The following is a 19,365-nucleotide window of genomic DNA, read 5'->3' as shown; positions in this document are numbered from 1 at the left end:
AAAGAATTGGATTTTGTTTAAGCGAGAGGGGCTATTCCCCCTCGATTACTAGTTTAAACCCCACACCGTGAACATTGTTGATCGACACATTTTCATCAGCGCTCAAATACTTGCGCAAGCGAGTGATAAACACATCCATGCTTCGGCCGACAAAATAGCTGTCGTCTCCCCACACCAGGTTGGCAACGAGCTCACGTTCCAGGGTTTTTCCTTTGTGTTCGCATAGCAATTTAAGGATATCTGCTTCCTTTTTGGTGAGTTTAGTTACACTCTCTTCATTCCGGAGTTTAAAGTCATCGTAGTCGAAAGTGAAACTGCCAATTTGAAAAACGTTTCCATTGCCATTCGCTGAAGTCAACTTGCCTGTGCGCTTCAAGATGGCCTTTATTCTAAGCAAAAACTCCTCGTTGCTAAATGGCTTGGTGATGTAGTCGTCTGCACCGGTTTTGAACCCCGTCACCTTGTCCTCTGTCATGGATTTCGCAGTGAGAAAAACGATAGGAACTTCGTCATCGATTTTGCGAATGTCTTCAGCCAGGCTGAAACCATCCTTCTTGGGAAGCATCACATCGAGAAGACACAGATCGTAGTTTTCGCGATTGAATTGCTGAAGCCCTTCTTTGCCGTCTTTCATCAGGTGAACCACATAACCTTCAGACTTCAGGTTGTCCTGAATCACAAACCCCAGGTTAAAGTCGTCTTCCACGAGCAAGATTTTCAAAGGGTCTTTTTTCGTCATGTCAATCGCTTGATTTTTGCTTGTTCTTTAGTAATACTGTGAATGTACTTCCCTTCCCAGGTTCACTTTCCACACGGATTTTTCCCTTGTGTGCTGTCACGATCGTCTTCACATAAAACAATCCCAGACCAAAGCCTTTCACATCGTGCAGATTTCCTTTAGGAACGCGGTAAAATTTATCAAAAATCAAAGGCTGCTGATTCTTGTCGATTCCCACTCCGTTGTCTGAAATGGCAATTTTGACAAAGCCGTTTTCATTTTCGGTCCTCACCTCTATTTCTGGAGTTTGCTCGGTGTACTTTTGGGCATTGTCGAGCAGGTTGTAAATGATGTTGGTGATGTGAACCCGATCGCCAAGGATGGTGCTGTTTTGCGCGTTCAGCTCAGTTGTGATTTTGCCCTGTCCATCCTGTAGCGACACGCGAAAAGTTTCTACTGCCGATTGAAGGATTTCGTGCAAATCGAGCTCTTCGGATTTGATGTTGACTTTCTCAGGGCTGAGAGTGGCAATTTGCAAGACTTTATCGACTTGCGTTTTTAGCCTGTTGTTTTCACTGTGGATGATCCGTGCATACTGATTCAGCCGATCGGGATCGTTCACGATGTCTTTCTTCATCAGTACCTCGCTGCTCAACGAAATTGTGGAGATGGGTGTTTTCAGCTCGTGGGTCATGTTGTTGATGAAATCAGTTTTCACCTCACTAAGTCGCTTTTGCCGTAGCATAATCACGATGGCGTAGGAAAAGAAAATCACTACCATCAAAATCATTACGCTCGAAAAAACCCAGAAGTCGAGCTGTGACAAAATGAAGGCCGACTTGCCGGGAAAGTAGACACCAAAGTAGTGTCCGTCCTTGTCAAAGCGTTTTTTAAAGCTTACATCTTCGGGTTTTACTTCGTTGTCGGGAGAATCAAAATTGACCTTGCTGCCAAAAACTATGGAGTCGGTGAAGCAATCATAAATCCCGTATTCAAAATCTTGCTTGAGGTTGCTGCTGGCAAAGCTCTGCTTAAGTAGCGATTCGAGGAGATAAGGATGAAGCGTATCATTGATGTTGGCAACGTAGTAGTTGTTGCTCACCTGCTGCACCGGCTCCACCCCTGCCGAGTCCTTATTGATCGTCATGATCTGATCCACCACCGAAGTCATGGCGATGACCACTCGGTCGTTGAACTGCTTTTGCTGAAGGTTGTAGGCTTTGTTGACCCAATAAATTTGGGTGACTACAATTCCGATTAGCGAAATCACGGCCAGGACAATGACAATGTAAATTGTTCTTCTGCTCATTTCACATCAAAAATAGCAAAGCGTAGGCTGTGAGAATTCGCGGTTAACAGATCATTAACAGCCAGAACCTTACAAACTGAGTAAATCTTTGAATTTTGACGACTGCCTGCGAGAAACTTCCACGTGTGTGCCATCGCGAAGTTGAACGCGCAACCCACCGTTGAACCAGTTTTCGATATCTTCTACCCAGCGCAGGTTGATGATAAACTTGCGATTGGCCCGGAAAAAGACTTTCGGATCGAGGCGCTCTTCAAGGGCGTTGAGCGACTTGAGCACAAGTGGCTTGTTGTCCCCAAAAAACACGCGGACGTAGTTTCCTTCTGACTCAAACTTTCGGATGTCCTTCAAAGTGACAAACCAACACTTTTCACCGTCTTTCAAAAAAATCTGGTTCTCAAGTTGGAGCACTTCCCGATTCTCAGGTTGCTGAGCATCCGGTTTTTGGCTAGTCATCCGCGACTTCACTTTTTCCAGAGATTCTTCGAGCCGTTCTTCCTCCACGGGCTTCAGCACGTAATCGAGCGCATTCACCTCAAAAGCTTTGAGTGCGTACTCGTCAAATGCCGTCACAAAAATGACTTGCGGAACTTCCGGAAGTCTTTCCAGCACTTCAAAGCCCGTCATGTCTGGCATCTGAATATCGAGGAAAATCAGGTCCGGCTTCACCTTATCGATCAGCTCAATGGCCTCTTCGCCATTGCTAGCCTCTCCGGCAATCTCCACTTCCGCAAAAGCCTTTAGCTGGCTGGTCAGCTCTCTGCGAGCCAGCCTTTCATCGTCAACTATTACTGTCTTCATGATGCTTAGATGTTTGAATAGGAATCGTCAATAGGGCCACTACTTTGTCCTCCACCTCGTTGAGTTCAAAAGTCGCTTTGTCGCCAAATAACAACTCCAGACGTTTTTTAGTATTTGCTATCCCAAAGCCACTTTCACCTTTTTGCTTTTTCAATTTGCCGCTGTTGGCCACCTCGATCTTCAGTTCACCATTTTTTCGCCAGGCCTTTATAGAAACCACACCGCCAAATTTTTGTCTCGAAATACCGTGCTTCACCGCATTTTCTACAATCGTCTGAATCATCAGCGGAGGCACCTGAAGCTCAAGAACTCCCGGCTCCACTTCCACTTCCACCTTCAACCTCTCTTCGAAACGAATTTGCTCGATAGACAAATATTTCTGGACGACATCGAGTTCTTCACTCAAAGCCACAGTGCTCTTTCGCCCCAGCAGCAGTGTGTTGCGAAGCATACTGCTCAGCAAGGTTATCGCTTCTTTGGCATCTGCCGGTTGGTCGTCAATCAGCGCGCGAATACTGTTCATGCTGTTAAACATAAAGTGGGGATTCATTTGCGCTTTAAAACTATTGAGTTCCATTTCCGAATTGGCGGCTTTCAATTCGAGCTTTTCAATTTCCTCGCGCTTAAAATTCTCAAATGCCTTTACCGTAAAATAAATAGTTAGCCACATCAAAAACGGAAACGAGAAGTTGGAGATGTAGACCAGCAACTCAAGGTCGTCAAAATCCAGAATCGGAGCAATGGTAGGCAAAAACAGATCGGAGATGCTGCCGTAGAGCAAGATCAAAATTGTTCCCATCAGCACCGCACTGAGGATGACTCGGGGAAACAGGAAAAGCACTCCTTTGCGCTCCCACTGCAGTTTGTGAAGCACGAGTCTAAAGGTGTGTGAAATCAGAATCCCGAAAACGAAGATTAGGCCAGCGGAGATCACAGCTTCGCGGTTGAGCTCACCGGGGGTGAGAAACGCCCTAAACAATACCACCAGCACAAACAGCAACCAGCCAAACACTTGGGCCGGCCAGTAGAGATACTTCCTCCTTTTCATCCGCTTTTCTCGCATGGGTCTAAGATAGGATGTCCTGAGATTTTGGGCGATGGAAATTTGATGAGTGGTGGTAGAGATGAAAGAAATAAAACAGACTTGATGAAACTGTTTGTACGATCATCTCGGTTAAACCCTAGATTTCCACCAATCAAACCGCTTTCTTCATTTGACCGTCAAAACAAATTAGTTCGACTTCAATTTTTAACTTAGCATGCCACTTCGAACATCGATTACTATGAAACAACTCCTTACAATATTAATGACTTGTTTGCCTTACTTCCTGTATGCGCAAGAAACCTGGAATCAAGTGTTTGTTAATCCATCAATAGATGTTGAAGGTGTTGGGCCATTGGCTCCTTCTGCCATGTATCTTGAGGACAATCACATTTCCATTCTTGCTGAAGGAGCTTTTTGCTTCACTTGTGATAATCCGTGGCGCTTAATGTTTTTGAGATATGACTACGGGGGGAACCTACTCGATTCAACACTTTATCCAACTTCCGATGATGGAATCTTTGCCGTCAATGGATGGGACCATTTTTATGGCACTTTCAAGAACACGAACAACGAGATTGTTTCTCTTATTTACCATAGAGTTTCTGGAAGTGACATCGGACAAAATTCGAATTATAGTTTATACCACTTCAATCAAGACTTAGACATCCTAGGTAACATACAACTTACCGAATTTAGCGGTGGAAATTCCAACGGTCAACATTATATATTTCAAAAAGGAATTCAATTTAATGAGCATTACATATTGGCAGGTTACACGCAGCCCGATTCTTCAACCACTATTGAAGATGACAGAGGGTTCATAACTGCCATCGACCCCGAAACAGGTGATTCTCTTTGGTACAAAGAATACCCTGATCTTTTTGACATTCACAAGGTGTACAATTTTAACGATGGGTTTATCTGGGCTCTGGGGTCTCAAAGGTTTCCTAATGCTGACGTTCCAGGTGGAGACCTTCAGTACTATTTAATGAAGTTAGATGATGAAGGCAACCTTCTAAAAATAGAGGAGTTTGGTGGCGTTGGCGGAGAAGGCGAGTTCCGCACAGTGCATTTAATAAAAGAGGAGGACAGAATTCTTGTCGGAGGATTGATATCCAACGATCCATATATTGAAGATATTGGTGGTGATCGTGGAACCTACACCACCATCATTTACGAGGAAACAGAGAACGGTTTTGAAGAGGTACAGCTCAAAAGATATGGAGTGAATTACAATTACCAACAGGTTAATGGTTTTTTTCCGGTTGATGAAGATAGCACATACATGATGTATGGCTACTATCGTACATCAACCACACCTTACCAACAAGGTTACCTATTAAACTTAAGCTATGAAATGGACAGCCTTTGGAGTCGCAAATACATTTACTATGACTCTCAGGAAGCAGATCATTTTATTCGTTACCTAAAGCCCGCACCAGACGGTGGTTACATCGGCTGTGGTTTTGTTGAAAATGCCTTTGAGGATCCATTTCCCGGTATCGAACAACTTTGGCTTTTCCGCACAGACGAATACGGCTGCCTGGAGCCCGGATGCTAGGATGTGAATGTGGAAGAAATCACTGTCGGACTTGAAAACGTGATGTCGGTTTATCCTAACCCCGCAAGAGATCGGGTAACAGTAGAATTTGATTTTCCAAAAAACTACTCTCCACCAAACTCAGGTGAATTTAGGCTGATGAGCACAGACGGCAGAGAAGTGCTGAGAAAAGAAGTCGATGCAAGCACCTTCTCTTCTTCCATGCAACTGGATGTTTCCAGCTTGCAAAGCGGAGTTTACATTTTGCACTGGACGGATGGGAAGAAGTGGTTTGATTCGGTGAGGGTAGTGAAAAATTGATGATGACCTGTGTGTTGGCCGGTTATCGAGCGAAGTCGAGAAAGAAAAAGTGGTTTGACTCGGTGAGGGTTGTCAAGAATTAGGTTTGCTTTTTTGATCAATGGAACCATAATGTCGTCCCGCTGGGACTGACTTGCGCAGTGGCAATACAACACGTTGCCACCATAGTGTCGGCCCTCCGGGACTTTTTCATTTAAGCAGAATTTCTCCGTGGGCTCCGCGAATCCTCCCACGCTCTGTGAGAAAAAATCAGGCACCAATTCATAATTGAGCCATTCTTAATTGATCATTGAGTCCGTACCTTTACCCCATGAATTACCTCGCGCATTTGTTTCTCTCTGGTGATGACCCGGATCTTTTGGTTGGCAACTTTATTGGCGATGCCGTGAAGGGAAACAAGTTCGAAGACTTTCCTCCTGCCATTGCCCGCGGGGTTTTGCTCCATCGCTTTATAGATGATTTTTCGGATCATCACCCTTCTGCTTTGAAGACACGAAAACGACTCCGCTCCGACTTTGGCCTTTGGAGCCCGGTAATCACCGACATGTTCTACGACCATTTTTTGGCTGCAAACTGGAGCGACTTTTCAAATGAAAAACTCGAGGCTTACACCGAAAAGACCTACTCGGTCTTGAACAGCTACAAGAAGTTCTTCCCAGAGAACATGAAAATGCTACTTCATTACATGTCAAAATCCAACTGGCTGCTGAACTACAGCAAAATCGAAGGCATTGAGCGCAGCCTAAATGGAATGTCATCGCGAATAGAAGCTGAAAACAATCTTCACCTTGCCGGTGAGGAGCTGCGCCAAAACTACGACCTCTACGAATCCGACTTTTTGGAGTTCTTTCCGAAGATCCAACAGGCTGTAGCAGAAGACCTGAGGGAGAAATAATTCGCATTTTCACAACTACCGAACTTGAAATCAATCCTGAAAAAAATCTATCTTTGAAGATTAGGAAATACGAAACACCGATGAAAAAACTTCTCACATCCCTGGTTCTCGCTCTCTTTACGACTTTTAGCGCATGGGCTGGCACCATCGTTTTAGAAGGTACTTATCAGAAGGAGAATCTTTACGTAGTCAACAGTATTGCCGAGTCTGGCGTGGGATTTTGTGTTTACGAAGTTTTGGTGAACGGAGAAGTTACTTCAGATGAAGTTAATTCCCAGGCATTCGAAATCGATCTTTCCATCTACAATTTCAAAATCGGTCAGGATCTGGTGGTCACCATTAAATATAAAGATGGTTGTGAGCCAAAAGTGCTCAACGAAGACGCGCTGATTCCTAAACCTTCTTTCGAGACAGTGAACATTGAAGCAAGCCGTGACGGATCGCTCGAATGGACAACTAAAAACGAAAAAGGCCGACTTCCTTTTGTGATTCAGCAATTTAAATGGAACAAATGGGTAGACATTGGCGAAGTTATGGGCGAAGGAAAATCGGGAACCAACGAATATTCATTTCAGTTCACACCTGTTTCCGGGAAAAACAAAGTTCGTGTGGTGCAAAAATCCAGCGATGGAGACGTAAGAACCTCCCCTGTTGAAGAGTTCAACTCTACCAGAAAGGCCGTTAGTTTTAGCTACGACAAGAAAAACAGCGAAGTATCTTTTTCAGAAGAAACAAGTTTTGAACTTTACAATGCCTACGGGCAAATCGTGAAGAGAGGAAAGTCCAAAACTGTTGACATGAGCGCCTTTCCTGAAGGTGAGTACTACATGAGTTACGACAGTTCAACCGACAAATTCGTCCACAAATAGGGCGTTCATCAGGAGGTTGTTAAAAAGAAAACTGAACCCATTTCCATTTTTTTCGTTTACTTAAGGTAATCTGAGACAATATTTGGCTTGAAGATTAAAAACTGGCATATCGCGTTGGCGCTGGTCACACTTTTCATTTTTGCTGTAGCTTGTGAAAATAAAGACCCAAAAGCCGACAACTCAAACACCTCTACCGAAGTGGCTAAGGCTGAAGAGCTGGCCGACATCGATCTGGAGCGTATCCTCGAACGCGGAAAAATTGTTTTGCTTACCGAAAACAGTTCCACGAGCTACTACGTGTATCGCGGCCAGCCGATGGGCTACGACTACGAACTGATTCGTTCGTTTGCCAAACATCTCGGAGTGGACCTAGAAGTTAAAGTGATTGAAGACCTCAACGACATGTTTCGCATGCTCAATGAAGGAGAGGGTGACCTCATCGCATGCAACCTCACCGTGACCGCTCCCCGAAAAGAATTTATCTCATTTACATCTCCACTCACTCAAACAAGACAGGTGCTCGTTCAGCACGTTCCTCACGACTATCTGAGCATGAGTGACGAAGCGCAAGACAGCGTAATTGTCAAAAACCCAATCGATCTGGGCGGGAAAGAAGTTTACGTTCACAAATTTTCATCTTATTACTCACGACTACAGAGTCTCGAAAATGAAATCGGAAAAGACATCGACATCGTAGAAGTGAGCGGAGCAATTTACCCTGAGCAGCTCATCCGACTTGTTTCTGATGGCGAAGTGCCCCGCACTGTTTCTGATGAAAATATTGCAGAATTGAATCAAACTTACTTTGACAATCTGCACATCAAAACGGCAATCAGTTTTCCTCAGGAAATAGCATGGGCAGTGAGACCAAATGCGCCAGACCTTCTCAAAACTTTGAATAAATGGATTGACGCTCCGGAAAATCAACGCCAACTGGCCTACACTTATCGCAAGTATTTCAAGATGACGAAATCTCAAAAGCTTCGTGCTACGAGTGAATTCTCATCACTGAGCGGAAAACAGATTTCTCATTACGATGAAAAGCTCAAGTTAGAGAGTAAAAAGATAGGCTGGGACTGGCGTTTGTTGGCTGCCATGATTTACCGTGAATCGAGATTTAACCCACAGGCAAGGAGCTGGGTTGGAGCCTTTGGGTTAATGCAGCTGATGCCGGCAACAGCAAGAAGATTCGGAATCGACACTACCCACACCGGTTTCAGTAATATTGAAGCTGGGGTGAAGTATATTCAATACCTCGATGCCTTTTGGGAAGATCGGATAACAGACAAGGACGAGCGAATTAAGTTCATTTTGGCATCGTACAATGTAGGACCCGGTCACGTCCTGGATGCTCAGGCGATTGCCCGTCAGCGTGGACTCAACGACAAAGTGTGGTTTGGCAATGTAGCGGAGTGTATCCTACTCAAGTCTGATCCGCTGGTTTACAAAAAGGACTACGTAAAATACGGCTATTGCCGGGGGAAAGAACCTTACGATTACGTAAAACACATCCTCGCCAATTACAATCATTACAAAAGTTTGGATTAATTTTAGGTCATGATTTTATCACGACTTAAGTTCATCATTCCCTCCTTACTTCTCCTCTTTTTTATGTCTTGCAAAGAACAGGCTAACGAGGTTGAACTCACTGTGGAAGGACAAGTTGTTCGCGCTTCTACTCAATCACCAGTGCAGGGAGCCACCGTGCAATTGAGTCAGCAAACACTGGATGGCGGTGTGGTTTCGGGAGCTTTCGATCAAATCGGTGAAATTGTAACCGGACAGAACGGGACTTTCAGTTTCACTTTTCAGAGAAAAAACACTGTAGAGTTTTTGCTGGAAGTTGATCAACCAAATTATTTTTCAAGGGACTTCACTATCAACCCGGATGACTTTAACCCAGACAATCCCTACAATCTGACGGTCAACCTTGATTCGCGCGCATGGCTGCAGGTCAGTATTCAAAATACTGCCCCAGAGACGTTCGAAGACGAGATTTCCTACAGCAACCTGAATGCGAGTTTCCCGACCTGTGCCTGCTGCAACAACCAAACTGTAACCCTCACCGGACAGACAGTAGACACGTCTTTCACCTGCCAGCTTTTGGGCGACAGGACGATCTACTACAGCTATCAAATCAGCAAACTGAGCTACGATTCATCCAGAATAGATTCTGTATTTTGCCCGGCATTTGACACGACCCAGGTAAACATCAGTTATTAAATGAATCAACATCATCTCACTGTTGAGAAAACAGCCCGTTACTTTTCGCTGTCCGAGCCAAAAAGTGAAGTGAAGACTATTTGGATCATTTTGCACGGCTACGCCCAGCACCCGGGCTACTTTATCAGAAAATTTGAACCACTCGACTCTGAAGACACTCTAGTTGTGGCCGCTGAGGGCATGCATCGTTTTTATCAGGAAGGTTTTTCGGGAAGAGTCGTAGCATCCTGGATGACAAAAGACGATCGTGAAGCTGACATCGAGGATAACATCAACTACCTCAATCGATTGATCACAAAGCTATCTGAAAAGCATCCAGATGCGAAAATCAAAGTGCTGGCCTTTTCTCAGGGTGGTGCAACTGCCTGCCGTTGGGCCGTAAAAAGTGATGTGCAAATTGAGCAGCTCGTGCTTTGGGCTGCCTCATTTCCTCCAGACCTCGACCTCGGTGTTCACGGTGACAAACTCAATGAGCTCAATTTGTTGTTGGTGATGGGCACTCGAGATCCGTTTATTGAGGAAAAAGACATTCGTCAGGTGCAGCAATTATTGGATGAAGGAGGAATACGGTACGACCTGAAACGATTTGATGGCAAACACGAAATTGATCGGGACGCGTTGACTACAATTTCTCTAGGTCGCTGAAAAGCACTTGCAAGAGCTATCTGGGCTGTTCCTGTATTTTGGCTATTTTTAGGGATTAACTAAAACGTACTCTTTATGAAAAAGACAGTATTTCACTGGCTATGGATCATATCTGCCGCACCTTTTCTAATGGCCTCTTTAAATAGCTGCACGTTGAGTTACGGAATTGCCAACACTGCTGAAGCAACCAGGTATCAGCCGAAACCCGCCTATCACGACAAAGACACATCAGCAAGCTACGTTTCCGCTTATCTTTCGCACAACGATGGTTACGGTTATTTCACAAATGAAGACATCATTTTTGGAGGAGCTCGATTTCATCGTGCACACACCTTTAAGAATTTCAATCTGGCCTATGGTGCTTTTGGCTATGCCGGAAGTTATAACGTGCAACTAGTAAGAGATCTACAGGGTGAAAAGTCCTTCTTCGGAGGCGGTTTATCTGGAGAGGCAAACTTGAACATTCCTCTTTTCGATCTATTCGACTGGAGAGTTCTCGGAATCCGTGCTACAGCCTGGGGCGAAGGTGGAGAATTCGCGAGATTTAAAAACGAAATTCGCGGAAAAGAACTCGAAGGCAGTGACGGTTACGCCACGATTTCAGATGAAGCACCCAATAATTTTCTGACCAACTTATCACTCACTTCAGAACTTGTTTTCAAACACGATAACTTCGACCTTGGCCTAAATGGTTCTTATGGCTTTTCAATCGATCCATCTTCTGAAAATAGCGTGATTCTTCACAATTATGGAGTGGGAGCTCATTTCTCACGTGGACGATACACTGTCTTCGGCAATTTGAACACCTCTTTCTCGCCATATTTTATTTTCGACTTTAATCTTTTTGTAAATCATTACTCTGTTGGCTTCTCATATCAGATATAGCTTTCCAAAACGAACTCCGTTTTAGAAGCCAGTGAGTTGCTCTGAACACGATTTTAGAGTATTTTCGGGCCAAACCTAAAATTTTGAAATGAAACAACTCTACGCACTCTTGCTAGTCTGCTTTTCTCTGCAGATGTCGGCACAGGAAATTTTGCCAAGGACTCTTACTGATGAGGAAAGACACATCCTCGAATCAGGAAATTTCGAACGCGGTGGCTCAGCGGGAATTGAAACCCCTCCGGATTTTTCATCTCTCAGAACAATGGCCGAATGGGAAGAAATCCAGACGCTTACTATCACATGGACTGGTTTCCCGGGAATTTTGAAGCAAATCACAAGAGCCACCCAGCCTGAATGTGAAGTTCTGATAATCACCGACAATGCCGCAGAAACAGAGTCCTTTTTAATGGGAAGCGCTGCAGGTGGACCTCTCGACAACATGGACAACATTTCCATGATCAATCCGGGCTTCAACAGTATCTGGATCAGAGACTACGGTGCTAATACCGTTTATGCCAATGGAGTCGATAGCCTGTTACTGGTGGATTGGATTTACAACCGGCCTCGTCCGCTTGACGATGCTTCGCCCGCTGCAGTGGCCGCTTTCAAAGGCATTCCACTCTACACGACCACCGCTGCTCCAACTGATTTTGTGAGCACTGGAGGAAACTTTATGAGTGATGGATTTGGAACCTCCTTCTCATCTGAGTTGGTTCTGGAGGAAAATGAACCTGACAATCCGTACAACGTGACTCCAAAAGATGAGGAAGACATTGACAACCTCATGATGGATTTTATGGGAGTTGAGCGCTACGTGAAAATGGAAAAGCTCCTTTACGATAACATTCACCACATCGACATGCATATGAAACTGCTGGATGAAGAAACCTTGCTTGTCGGTGAGTATCCTGAGGGTGTAGCTGATGGACCACAGATCAACGCCAACATTGAGTACGTTCTAAACAACTTCAATTCGGTGTATGGAACTCCTTACGAGGTTGTGCGCATCCCAATGCCCGACAGCCCTAGCGGACTCTATCCCGATGATAATCCATCTGGCTACTATAGAACTTACACAAACGCTGTTTTCGTAAACGAAACAGTTATAGTACCTACCTACCGCACCGAATACGACACAACGGCCCTCAGAATTTGGGAAGAACAAATGCCCGGTTACAATATCGTTGGAATCGATTGTGACGACCAGCCAGAGGCGATCATCGCGCTGAGTGGAGCCATTCATTGCATCACCAAAGAAATTGGAGTTGCTGATCCACTGCTCATTAGCCACCAACCGCTAGATGACACGGATGACGATGAGAACGACTATGAGGTGAATGCCTATGTTGACCACAGAAGTGGTGTTGCAGACGCAAGACTTTTTTACAAAACGGATCTCGAAGGTGATTACACCGAGGTTCAGATGAATGCCATTGTTGATGAAAACAATTGGTCTGCAGCAATTCCGGCTCAGGCTCAGGGAACCACTGTTTACTACTACATCGAAGGTGAATCGAACTCAGGAAAGGTTTTGACCCGACCAATGACTGCGCCTGAAGGCTATTGGAGCTTCGAGGTGACTGGTGAAACGATCAACGTTCACGAAACAAATATCGCGGAGTTTGCCCCGGCCTTTCCAAACCCTGCCGGAGCTATCACGTGCATTCCTGTGAATTTTGAGAAAGGCTCTAAGGGAACTCTCGCGCTATACGATGTTGTTGGCAAGAAGGTAATGGACATTCACCAGGGAGAATTTCCGGTAGGTGAAAGCAAGTACTTTTTCAATGCTGCTGAGCTGAGATCTGGAGCCTACCTGCTCGTACTTGAAGCTGGCAACACAAAAATCACTCAACGAATTATGGTGAAGTAATCACCAAAAAAGATTGCAAATGAAAAGCCCGGACGATGCAGAAGCATGTCCGGGCTTTTCATTAAAGTTTCTTTGCCTAGCTCTCTTCAGGAATTGCTTCAAGAGCTGTTTCAAATTCGATTCTCAAAGTGTGAGATTTGCCATCCAAATTAACTAGTCCCGTGTAAGAACCAACGGCAAAGTTTCCAGGTTGTGCTCTCCTAACGGCCACTTTCGCCTTGTCTATGGGAGTATCTGAAAGGCTGTGTCCTGCCACATCGAAATCGATGCGAGCATAATTTTCTTTGTTGTTCACAGAGCGATAACCGAGATCTGTGCCCTTGAAGCCGAATTCCACGGCAATGGCTCCATCGGCACTTGCCATTTTCCCATCAATCTGTCCAGTCTTGTTGTCGTACTTCACATCAAAGCTTTCATTTCCTTCTACAGTAATGATCGTGTCGATAAGTGAACCTTTCAATATCACTTTAAACTCTCCAAACTGATTTCCGGAAAGTTCAATGTTATCGTCAATTTTTTGGGCTAGCTCTCTGTCTTTCTTTTCTTGTTCAGATTCGCAAGAGCTCAAAAACAAAAGAGCCAGAAACAATGGGAGGAATATTCTTTTCATCGAGTAGAGGTTATTAAGGTGGTTGTTTTTTTTCGAGTTTCTAAGGAGAATGTGTTTACTTCAAACGAGCTATAATGGTTTCAGAACCGCGGGTTTTGTCACCAATTTTAGCTACGATTTCTGAATCTACCGGGAGCAAAACATCCACACGACTTCCAAATTTGATAAACCCAAATTCGTTGGCTCGTTTCACCTGCATTCCTTCTTTCATGTAATGCACAATTCTGCGGGCCACAGCTCCGGCAATTTGCCTGAAAAGCACTTGTTGTCCTTTGGAGTTTTCCACTACGATTGTTGTCCTCTCGTTGTCGGTAGACGACTTTGGGTGCCAGGCTACCAGGAAAAGCCCGGGATGATACTTCACGTACTTCACTGTTCCTGAAATGGGATTGTAGTTCACGTGCACATTCAGTGGAGACATGAAAATGGAAACCTGAATTCTTTTGTCCTTCAGGCACTCATTTTCGTAGACTTCTTCAATAGCTACAACCTTTCCATCGGCTGGTGCAAGGACATCGGTTTCTTCTCCGCCAGGTCTTCTTTTGGGGACTCTAAAAAACTGAACGACCAACAAAAACATAATGAAGGTCGCTACCAAAGCTGTACTCAACCAGATTTTACTTCCATCTGTGAGCCAAAACACAAGCAAGTTTATTGCTGCTAAAAGTATAAATGTGAAAAGGATGATTTTCGATCCTTCTTTGTGAATTTTCATAACGATCAGGTTCACTCACCGGAATTCTGCTACCGATGAAGTTGGCGGCAAAGTTATACGAATATCCTATTTTATCATCAGATAAAAATAAACCATCGGAATGGCAAAAATCAATCCGTCTAATCTGTCGAGAACTCCACCATGACCTGGAAATATCTTGCCCGAATCTTTCACCCCACAATTCCGCTTGAGCATTGACTCAAAGAGGTCTCCAAGGTTAGAAAAAACTGAAACGATAGCCGCTACAATCAGCCATTCGGAAAGTGCGAGTGACTCAAAAAACTGAGCGATAACACCTGCTGCAATAAAGCAAAATGCGACACCTCCAAAAAAGCCTTCCCAGGATTTTTTCGGTGAAATGCGCTCGAACAACTTGTGCCTTCCAAGCTTTCTGCCGACCAGATAGGCCCCAGTGTCGTTGGTCCAAAGCATGATAAAAAACCCGAGAACCACTTCGTAGTTGTAGTAACCTTCTATAAGAGAAATATTGCTCAGCAGCGCATAAGGCAAAGAGACAAATGCAACTCCCAGGAGCGTGAGACCAAGGTCGATTCCGGGCATTTCATTTTTTGAGAAAAGAGCTGTTAATCCGGCTGCAACTAGAATTGGAATAAGCCATATCCACCAATTTTCGAACTGCTGGCCCATTGCGTTGATCACCAGAAACCAGTAAACAACCGTTCCCAGCAAAAGGCCGACTCCTGAGAAAGGTTTTCTTTTTGACTTCTTGCCGAACATCGTGAAAAACTCACCGAGCCCAATGATGGTAAAAATATAGAAGACACCACTGAGCGTCCATTCCGACCCAATTATTGAAAAGATCAGAATGAGAACGAAAAACAATCCTGTGACCGTACGTTTCTGCAGTTCACTCACTCTTCGAAGTTATCATTTATGAGATGACGTGCTTTTACAGAATCTTCTCTGCGGATGTAAAGCTCTACTTCGCCAAATGCATTGTAAGAGGAGTCGCGCTTGTTAAGGATAATTGTAGGGATGTTGTTCTCCTCAAGTTTCAGCTTCACGAGCATTACTGTATGCTCTAAAGCATCGCTGTAGATTTTCATCCAATCCTTATCCACGACTCCAAAAATCGGTTAATTCTTGCTTGTGTCAGAACTAGCTTCAGAAGGTTCTTCCTTTGAGCTGTCTTCACCTGACTTACCGTTTTCGCTACTCTTCTGCGACTTCGGCTTTTCACTCTCACTGTCATCTGTTTTTTCCTCGCCAGACTTATCGGCATCCTCCTCTTGCTTATGGCGAAGAACCTGCTTGTCATCCGGTCTAAGAGCATCGCTGCTGATAGAATTATCCTGATCATCGCTGCCTTTCCACTTTCTCTTTCCAAAGATCTCTTCAAGGTCGTCTTTAAAGATCACCTCTTTTTCGAGAAGCTTTTTGGCCAACAGAGTGAGCTTATCTCTGTTGTCTTCGAGAAGTTCTTTGGCTCTTTCGTAAGCTGTTTCGATAATTCGGCTTACCTCTTCATCAATGATTTTCGCAGTCTCGTCACTGTACGGCTTCGTGAATTGATTCTCTCCCCGGGAGTCGTAGTAGCTTCTGTTACCGATTTTCTTGTTCATTCCGTAAATGGAAACCATGGCATAAGCCTGCTTGGTGACTTTTTCGAGGTCGCTCAGCGCACCAGTAGAAATTTTCCCGAAGATTATTTCTTCAGCCGCACGACCACCGAGGGCAGCGCACATTTCGTCAAAAATTTGCTCTGTGGTTGTGATCTGGCGCTCTTCCGGCAAATACCACGCGGCACCCAGCGATTGTCCACGCGGAACAATGGTCACTTTCACCAAAGGCGAAGCGTGCTCAAGGAGCCAACTCACAGTAGCGTGACCCGACTCGTGGTAGGCGATGGCTTCTTTCTCCTTCTTAGAAATGATTTTGTTTTTCTTCTCCAAACCTCCGATGATCCTGTCAACTGCATCGAGGAAATCGTTTCTATCGACCTTTTCTTTATTTTTTCTTGCGGCAATCAGCGCAGCTTCGTTACAAATGTTTGCGATATCCGCACCACTAAATCCTGGTGTTTGCTTTGCCAAAAACTCAATGTCGATCGACTCGTCAACTTTAATTGGCTTCAGGTGCACCTGGAAGATTTGCTTACGCTCGTTGAGGTCCGGCATGTCCACATAAATCTGCCTGTCGAAACGACCAGCACGCATCAGTGCCTTATCGAGAATATCTGCGCGGTTAGTTGCTGCCAGAATAATTACACCGCTGTTGGTTCCAAAACCGTCCATCTCTGTGAGGAGCTGGTTGAGTGTGTTTTCACGCTCATCATTAGATCCCATGTTCACGTTCTTTCCACGCGCTCTACCAATGGCATCAATCTCGTCAATGAAGACGATCGAAGGAGCTTTTTCTTTGGCCTGGCGGAAAAGGTCTCTCACACGAGAGGCACCCACACCTACAAACATCTCCACAAAGTCGGAACCTGAGAGACTAAAGAATGGAACCTGAGCTTCACCGGCAACGGCTTTTGCCAAAAGGGTTTTACCTGTTCCCGGAGGTCCTACCAGCAGTGCTCCTTTAGGAATTTTCGCACCAAGGTCGGTGTATTTCTTAGGGTTCTTGAGGAAGTCTACAATTTCCTGAACTTCTTCTTTAGCTCCTTCGAGACCAGCTACGTCTTTGAAGTTGACATCTGTTCCCTTTCCTTTTTCAAATAGTTGAGCTTTTGATTTCCCGATGTTGAAGAGCTGGCCTCCGCCACCTCCACCGCCACCGAGGCGTCTCATGATGAGCACCCAAATGGCAATCATGATTCCTATAAAAATTAGCCACTGCAAAAGTTGCGCACCCCATTCGTTGCTCTGAGCGCGCTTCACCTCTACATTCTTTTCTTCGGCAATTTTCTCCATGTAATCGGAAAAAGAGTCTTTTCCGTAAGGAGTGATGAAATAGTAGTGTGGTCCATTTTTATCTACGCTGTTGATCAGCGACTTGTCTTCGAGTTCTTTTGTTTTGGCATCCAGACCGGCCTGGTTGAGGGTTACTGCGACTCGCTCTCCATCCTGAATCACGACTTTTTTCACGTAGCCCTGCTCCACCATATCTTTGAAGTCGCGGTATGTAATTTCTACATTTCCTCCGCTAAAGCTAAAGAGGTTAAGAGCGATCAGCACAATTCCGATGATTGCGTAAATCCAGTAGAAATTAAACTTTCCTTTAGGGTTTTTGTTGGGCTTTTTACCCGAACCCTGAGGTCCCTTTTGGTCTCTCTTATTATTGTTTTCTGACATCTATCCTGTTTTCTAAGTTGATTTGATAACCGTCCCGGCCGGGACGTGTTCACGCGCGGTTTTCGATCCTCTGCACTTCTGCATCTGCCCACATATCTTCGAGCTCGTAAAACTTGCGAGCTTCTTTGTGAAAGATATGAACTACTACATTAAAATAGTCCAGCAAAACCCACTCTGAGTTGTTCTGACCTTCTTTGTGCCACGGTCTTTCGCGAAGTTCATCCATCGTTTCGCGCTCCACTGCTCTTGCGATTGCGTCTACTTGCGTATCTGAGTTACCGTGACAAATTACAAAGTAGTCGGCTGCTGCGTGTGGAACTTCTGTCAGGTTGAGACACACGATTTCGTGGCCTTTGACTTCCTGAATTCCATCAATGATTGTATGTAATAATTTATTTCTTTGGATTTCTTCGTTTTTGTTGGGCATTCGCTGTATTTATGTTCCGTACAAAAGTAATATTTTTAGCCAAAATTTGAGGGTGGCAAATCCCCGTGTTTACTAAGTTTCAACCGATGGGCAGACACTTTAAAAAACGTGAAAAATACACCTTTCAGTCGATAGACTCTACGAACAACTTTGCTGCCAAATTGCTTAGAGATGCCAATCCGGGAGAGGGCACTGTAATATTGTCCGAATTTCAGACTTCGGGCCGCGGACAACGCGGTAAAAGCTGGGAAGCTGAAAGCGGAAAAAACCTTCTGCTCTCAATCATTCTTAAACCAGATTTTTTGGAGCTAGACAGAAATGCACTGCTCAACAAAGCAGTTGCCCTTGGCGTCTTCGATACCGTGAAATCGTTTTGTGAAACAGCGGAAGTACACATCAAGTGGCCCAACGACATTCTGGTGAATGGCAAAAAAATAGCCGGCATCCTCATCGAAAACACACTCAACAACAGAATTATTGAATCTTCGATTGTCGGTGTGGGCATCAACGTTCTTCAGACTGGTTTTGAAGAGAGGGGTGCCACCTCATTGGCTTTAGAGTCGAACAGACTCATACCTGTGGATGTTGTCTGTGATTCTTTGCTCAAACACGTTGAGCTTCGCTACGATCTCCTGAGGAATGGAAATTTCAAAAGACTGAGATCGGATTACAGAGAACATCTCTTCGGACTCAACAAAACCAGAAAATTTAGCTATCGAGGAAGCGAGATACAGGCAATCATTCGCGGAGTTGCTCCAGAAGGAAAATTGATCTTAGAGTCGCTCGAGGGCGAGGAAATACTCTGCAACAATGGTGAGGTAGTTTATTTACCTTAGCTGAATTTTTCGGAAAGCTTATCTGCAATGTGATCGAAGAGGTTCTTCAATGGTTTTTCTGCCATCATTTTCAGGAACGGATTCATTTTGGCATCGCAGATTTGCTGCGCTTCGATTTTGTCGCCTTCTCCTTTCAGATAAATTTCTAACACAAATGGCAGTGGTCCGTCTTCACCGGATTTGAGCTGAAGAAAATGTGGCTTTTCTTCTTTGTCCTGCTCAAGAGTTATTTTGTAAGCGTTTTGGACTTTAAAAGAGCACTTCTCAGAAGTCGATTGCCAATCGGAAATCTTGCCCTCGGGCAAAAGCTCCTCTAAGTTGTTTAGGTCTTTCAAAAACTCGAATACCTCTGAAGCAGAAGCATTCACCTCCACTTTCTTACTTTCTATCCTGGCCATTAAT

Annotated in this window: 21 protein-coding genes; 10 read left to right on the top strand and 11 right to left on the bottom strand. The window is 44.7% G+C overall.

The genetic code is table 11. From position 1 onward, the window contains the following. Nucleotides 1-31 precede the first annotated feature (31 nt). The 4 genes from ABHV44_RS06375 to ABHV44_RS06360 form a co-directional block, all read right to left on the bottom strand. The gene (locus ABHV44_RS06375; RefSeq protein WP_459073834.1) at nt 32-739 is read right to left on the bottom strand and encodes a response regulator transcription factor; all 708 of its coding nucleotides are present in this window, start codon (nt 737-739) and stop codon (nt 32-34) included. Nucleotide 740: 1 nt separating this feature from the next. After that, nucleotides 741-2,027: a sensor histidine kinase gene (locus ABHV44_RS06370; RefSeq protein ID WP_459073833.1), complete on the bottom strand. Its 1,287-nt coding sequence runs from the start codon at nt 2,025-2,027 to the stop codon at nt 741-743. 69 nt (nt 2,028-2,096) lie between these two features. Then, nucleotides 2,097-2,825: a LytR/AlgR family response regulator transcription factor gene (locus ABHV44_RS06365; RefSeq protein ID WP_459073832.1), complete on the bottom strand. Its 729-nt coding sequence runs from the start codon at nt 2,823-2,825 to the stop codon at nt 2,097-2,099. Then, on the bottom strand, nt 2,806-3,873 hold the full coding sequence (locus tag ABHV44_RS06360) for a sensor histidine kinase (RefSeq protein WP_459073831.1): 1,068 nt from the start codon (nt 3,871-3,873) through the stop codon (nt 2,806-2,808). Before ABHV44_RS06360 ends, ABHV44_RS06365 begins: the two co-directional genes overlap by 20 nt. A gap of 235 nt (nt 3,874-4,108) precedes the next feature. Here ABHV44_RS06360 and ABHV44_RS06355 point away from each other — a divergent pair, with 235 nt between their 5' ends. The 9 genes from ABHV44_RS06355 to ABHV44_RS06315 all read left to right on the top strand — a co-directional run bounded on the left by ABHV44_RS06355 (nt 4,109) and on the right by ABHV44_RS06315 (nt 13,118). After that, on the top strand, nt 4,109-5,431 hold the full coding sequence (locus tag ABHV44_RS06355) for a hypothetical protein (protein ID WP_459073830.1): 1,323 nt from the start codon (nt 4,109-4,111) through the stop codon (nt 5,429-5,431). Nucleotides 5,432-5,440: 9 nt separating this feature from the next. Then, nucleotides 5,441-5,731: a T9SS type A sorting domain-containing protein gene (locus tag ABHV44_RS06350; RefSeq protein WP_459073829.1), complete on the top strand. Its 291-nt coding sequence runs from the start codon at nt 5,441-5,443 to the stop codon at nt 5,729-5,731. Nucleotides 5,732-6,041: 310 nt separating this feature from the next. Further along, on the top strand, nt 6,042-6,626 hold the full coding sequence (locus ABHV44_RS06345) for an acyl carrier protein phosphodiesterase (protein ID WP_459073828.1): 585 nt from the start codon (nt 6,042-6,044) through the stop codon (nt 6,624-6,626). An 80-nt stretch (nt 6,627-6,706) separates the two neighbouring features. Further along, nucleotides 6,707-7,495, top strand: a complete 789-nt coding sequence (locus ABHV44_RS06340) for a hypothetical protein (RefSeq protein ID WP_459073827.1) — start codon at nt 6,707-6,709, stop codon at nt 7,493-7,495. A gap of 87 nt (nt 7,496-7,582) precedes the next feature. Then, entirely contained in the window at nt 7,583-9,043 is a 1,461-nt protein-coding gene (locus tag ABHV44_RS06335; RefSeq protein WP_459073826.1) for an MltF family protein, read from the top strand. A gap of 9 nt (nt 9,044-9,052) precedes the next feature. After that, nucleotides 9,053-9,718 (top strand): hypothetical protein, encoded by a 666-nt coding sequence (locus tag ABHV44_RS06330; protein WP_459073825.1) that lies wholly within the window; start codon nt 9,053-9,055, stop codon nt 9,716-9,718. Next, nucleotides 9,719-10,363 carry an alpha/beta hydrolase gene (locus tag ABHV44_RS06325; protein WP_459073824.1) on the top strand — a complete coding sequence of 215 codons (645 nt, stop codon included), beginning with the start codon at nt 9,719-9,721 and terminating at the stop codon, nt 10,361-10,363. A gap of 75 nt (nt 10,364-10,438) precedes the next feature. Then, complete coding sequence (locus ABHV44_RS06320; protein WP_459073823.1) at nt 10,439-11,248, top strand: hypothetical protein; 810 nt, start codon at nt 10,439-10,441, stop codon at nt 11,246-11,248. 88 nt (nt 11,249-11,336) lie between these two features. Further along, nucleotides 11,337-13,118 carry an agmatine deiminase family protein gene (locus ABHV44_RS06315; protein WP_459073822.1) on the top strand — a complete coding sequence of 594 codons (1,782 nt, stop codon included), beginning with the start codon at nt 11,337-11,339 and terminating at the stop codon, nt 13,116-13,118. Between the two features lie 76 nt (nt 13,119-13,194). Here the strand turns inward: ABHV44_RS06315 and ABHV44_RS06310 are convergent, their stop codons facing one another. From ABHV44_RS06310 to rsfS, 6 genes are all read right to left on the bottom strand, one after another. Continuing rightward, complete coding sequence (locus tag ABHV44_RS06310) at nt 13,195-13,728, bottom strand: hypothetical protein (RefSeq protein ID WP_459073821.1); 534 nt, start codon at nt 13,726-13,728, stop codon at nt 13,195-13,197. A gap of 55 nt (nt 13,729-13,783) precedes the next feature. After that, on the bottom strand, nt 13,784-14,443 hold the full coding sequence (locus ABHV44_RS06305) for a phosphatidylserine decarboxylase family protein (RefSeq protein ID WP_459073820.1): 660 nt from the start codon (nt 14,441-14,443) through the stop codon (nt 13,784-13,786). Nucleotides 14,444-14,509: 66 nt separating this feature from the next. Continuing rightward, nucleotides 14,510-15,319: a phosphatidate cytidylyltransferase gene (locus ABHV44_RS06300; protein ID WP_459073819.1), complete on the bottom strand. Its 810-nt coding sequence runs from the start codon at nt 15,317-15,319 to the stop codon at nt 14,510-14,512. Continuing rightward, entirely contained in the window at nt 15,316-15,525 is a 210-nt protein-coding gene (locus tag ABHV44_RS06295) for a hypothetical protein (RefSeq protein WP_459073818.1), read from the bottom strand. The genes ABHV44_RS06300 and ABHV44_RS06295 overlap by 4 nt, the downstream gene beginning before the upstream one ends. A 15-nt stretch (nt 15,526-15,540) precedes the next feature. Next, nucleotides 15,541-17,700 carry an ATP-dependent zinc metalloprotease FtsH gene (gene ftsH / locus ABHV44_RS06290; RefSeq protein WP_459073817.1) on the bottom strand — a complete coding sequence of 720 codons (2,160 nt, stop codon included), beginning with the start codon at nt 17,698-17,700 and terminating at the stop codon, nt 15,541-15,543. Between the two features lie 49 nt (nt 17,701-17,749). Beyond that, nucleotides 17,750-18,127 carry a ribosome silencing factor gene (gene rsfS, locus ABHV44_RS06285; RefSeq protein ID WP_459073816.1) on the bottom strand — a complete coding sequence of 126 codons (378 nt, stop codon included), beginning with the start codon at nt 18,125-18,127 and terminating at the stop codon, nt 17,750-17,752. An 86-nt stretch (nt 18,128-18,213) separates the two neighbouring features. Here rsfS and ABHV44_RS06280 point away from each other — a divergent pair, with 86 nt between their 5' ends. Then, nucleotides 18,214-18,963, top strand: coding sequence for a biotin--[acetyl-CoA-carboxylase] ligase (locus ABHV44_RS06280; RefSeq protein ID WP_459073815.1), 750 nt, complete (start codon nt 18,214-18,216; stop codon nt 18,961-18,963). On the opposite strand, the gene ABHV44_RS06275 is transcribed toward ABHV44_RS06280, so the two are convergent. Further along, nucleotides 18,960-19,361: a hypothetical protein gene (locus ABHV44_RS06275; protein ID WP_459073814.1), complete on the bottom strand. Its 402-nt coding sequence runs from the start codon at nt 19,359-19,361 to the stop codon at nt 18,960-18,962. The genes ABHV44_RS06280 and ABHV44_RS06275 overlap by 4 nt on opposite strands. Between the last annotated feature and the right edge of the window lie 4 nt (nt 19,362-19,365).

This window comes from Halocola ammonii, from assembly GCF_049334165.1.
Classification (GTDB): Bacteria; Bacteroidota; Bacteroidia; order Flavobacteriales_D; family Sanyastnellaceae; genus JBEGHD01.
This window is presented reverse-complemented; position numbering and strand designations above follow the sequence as displayed.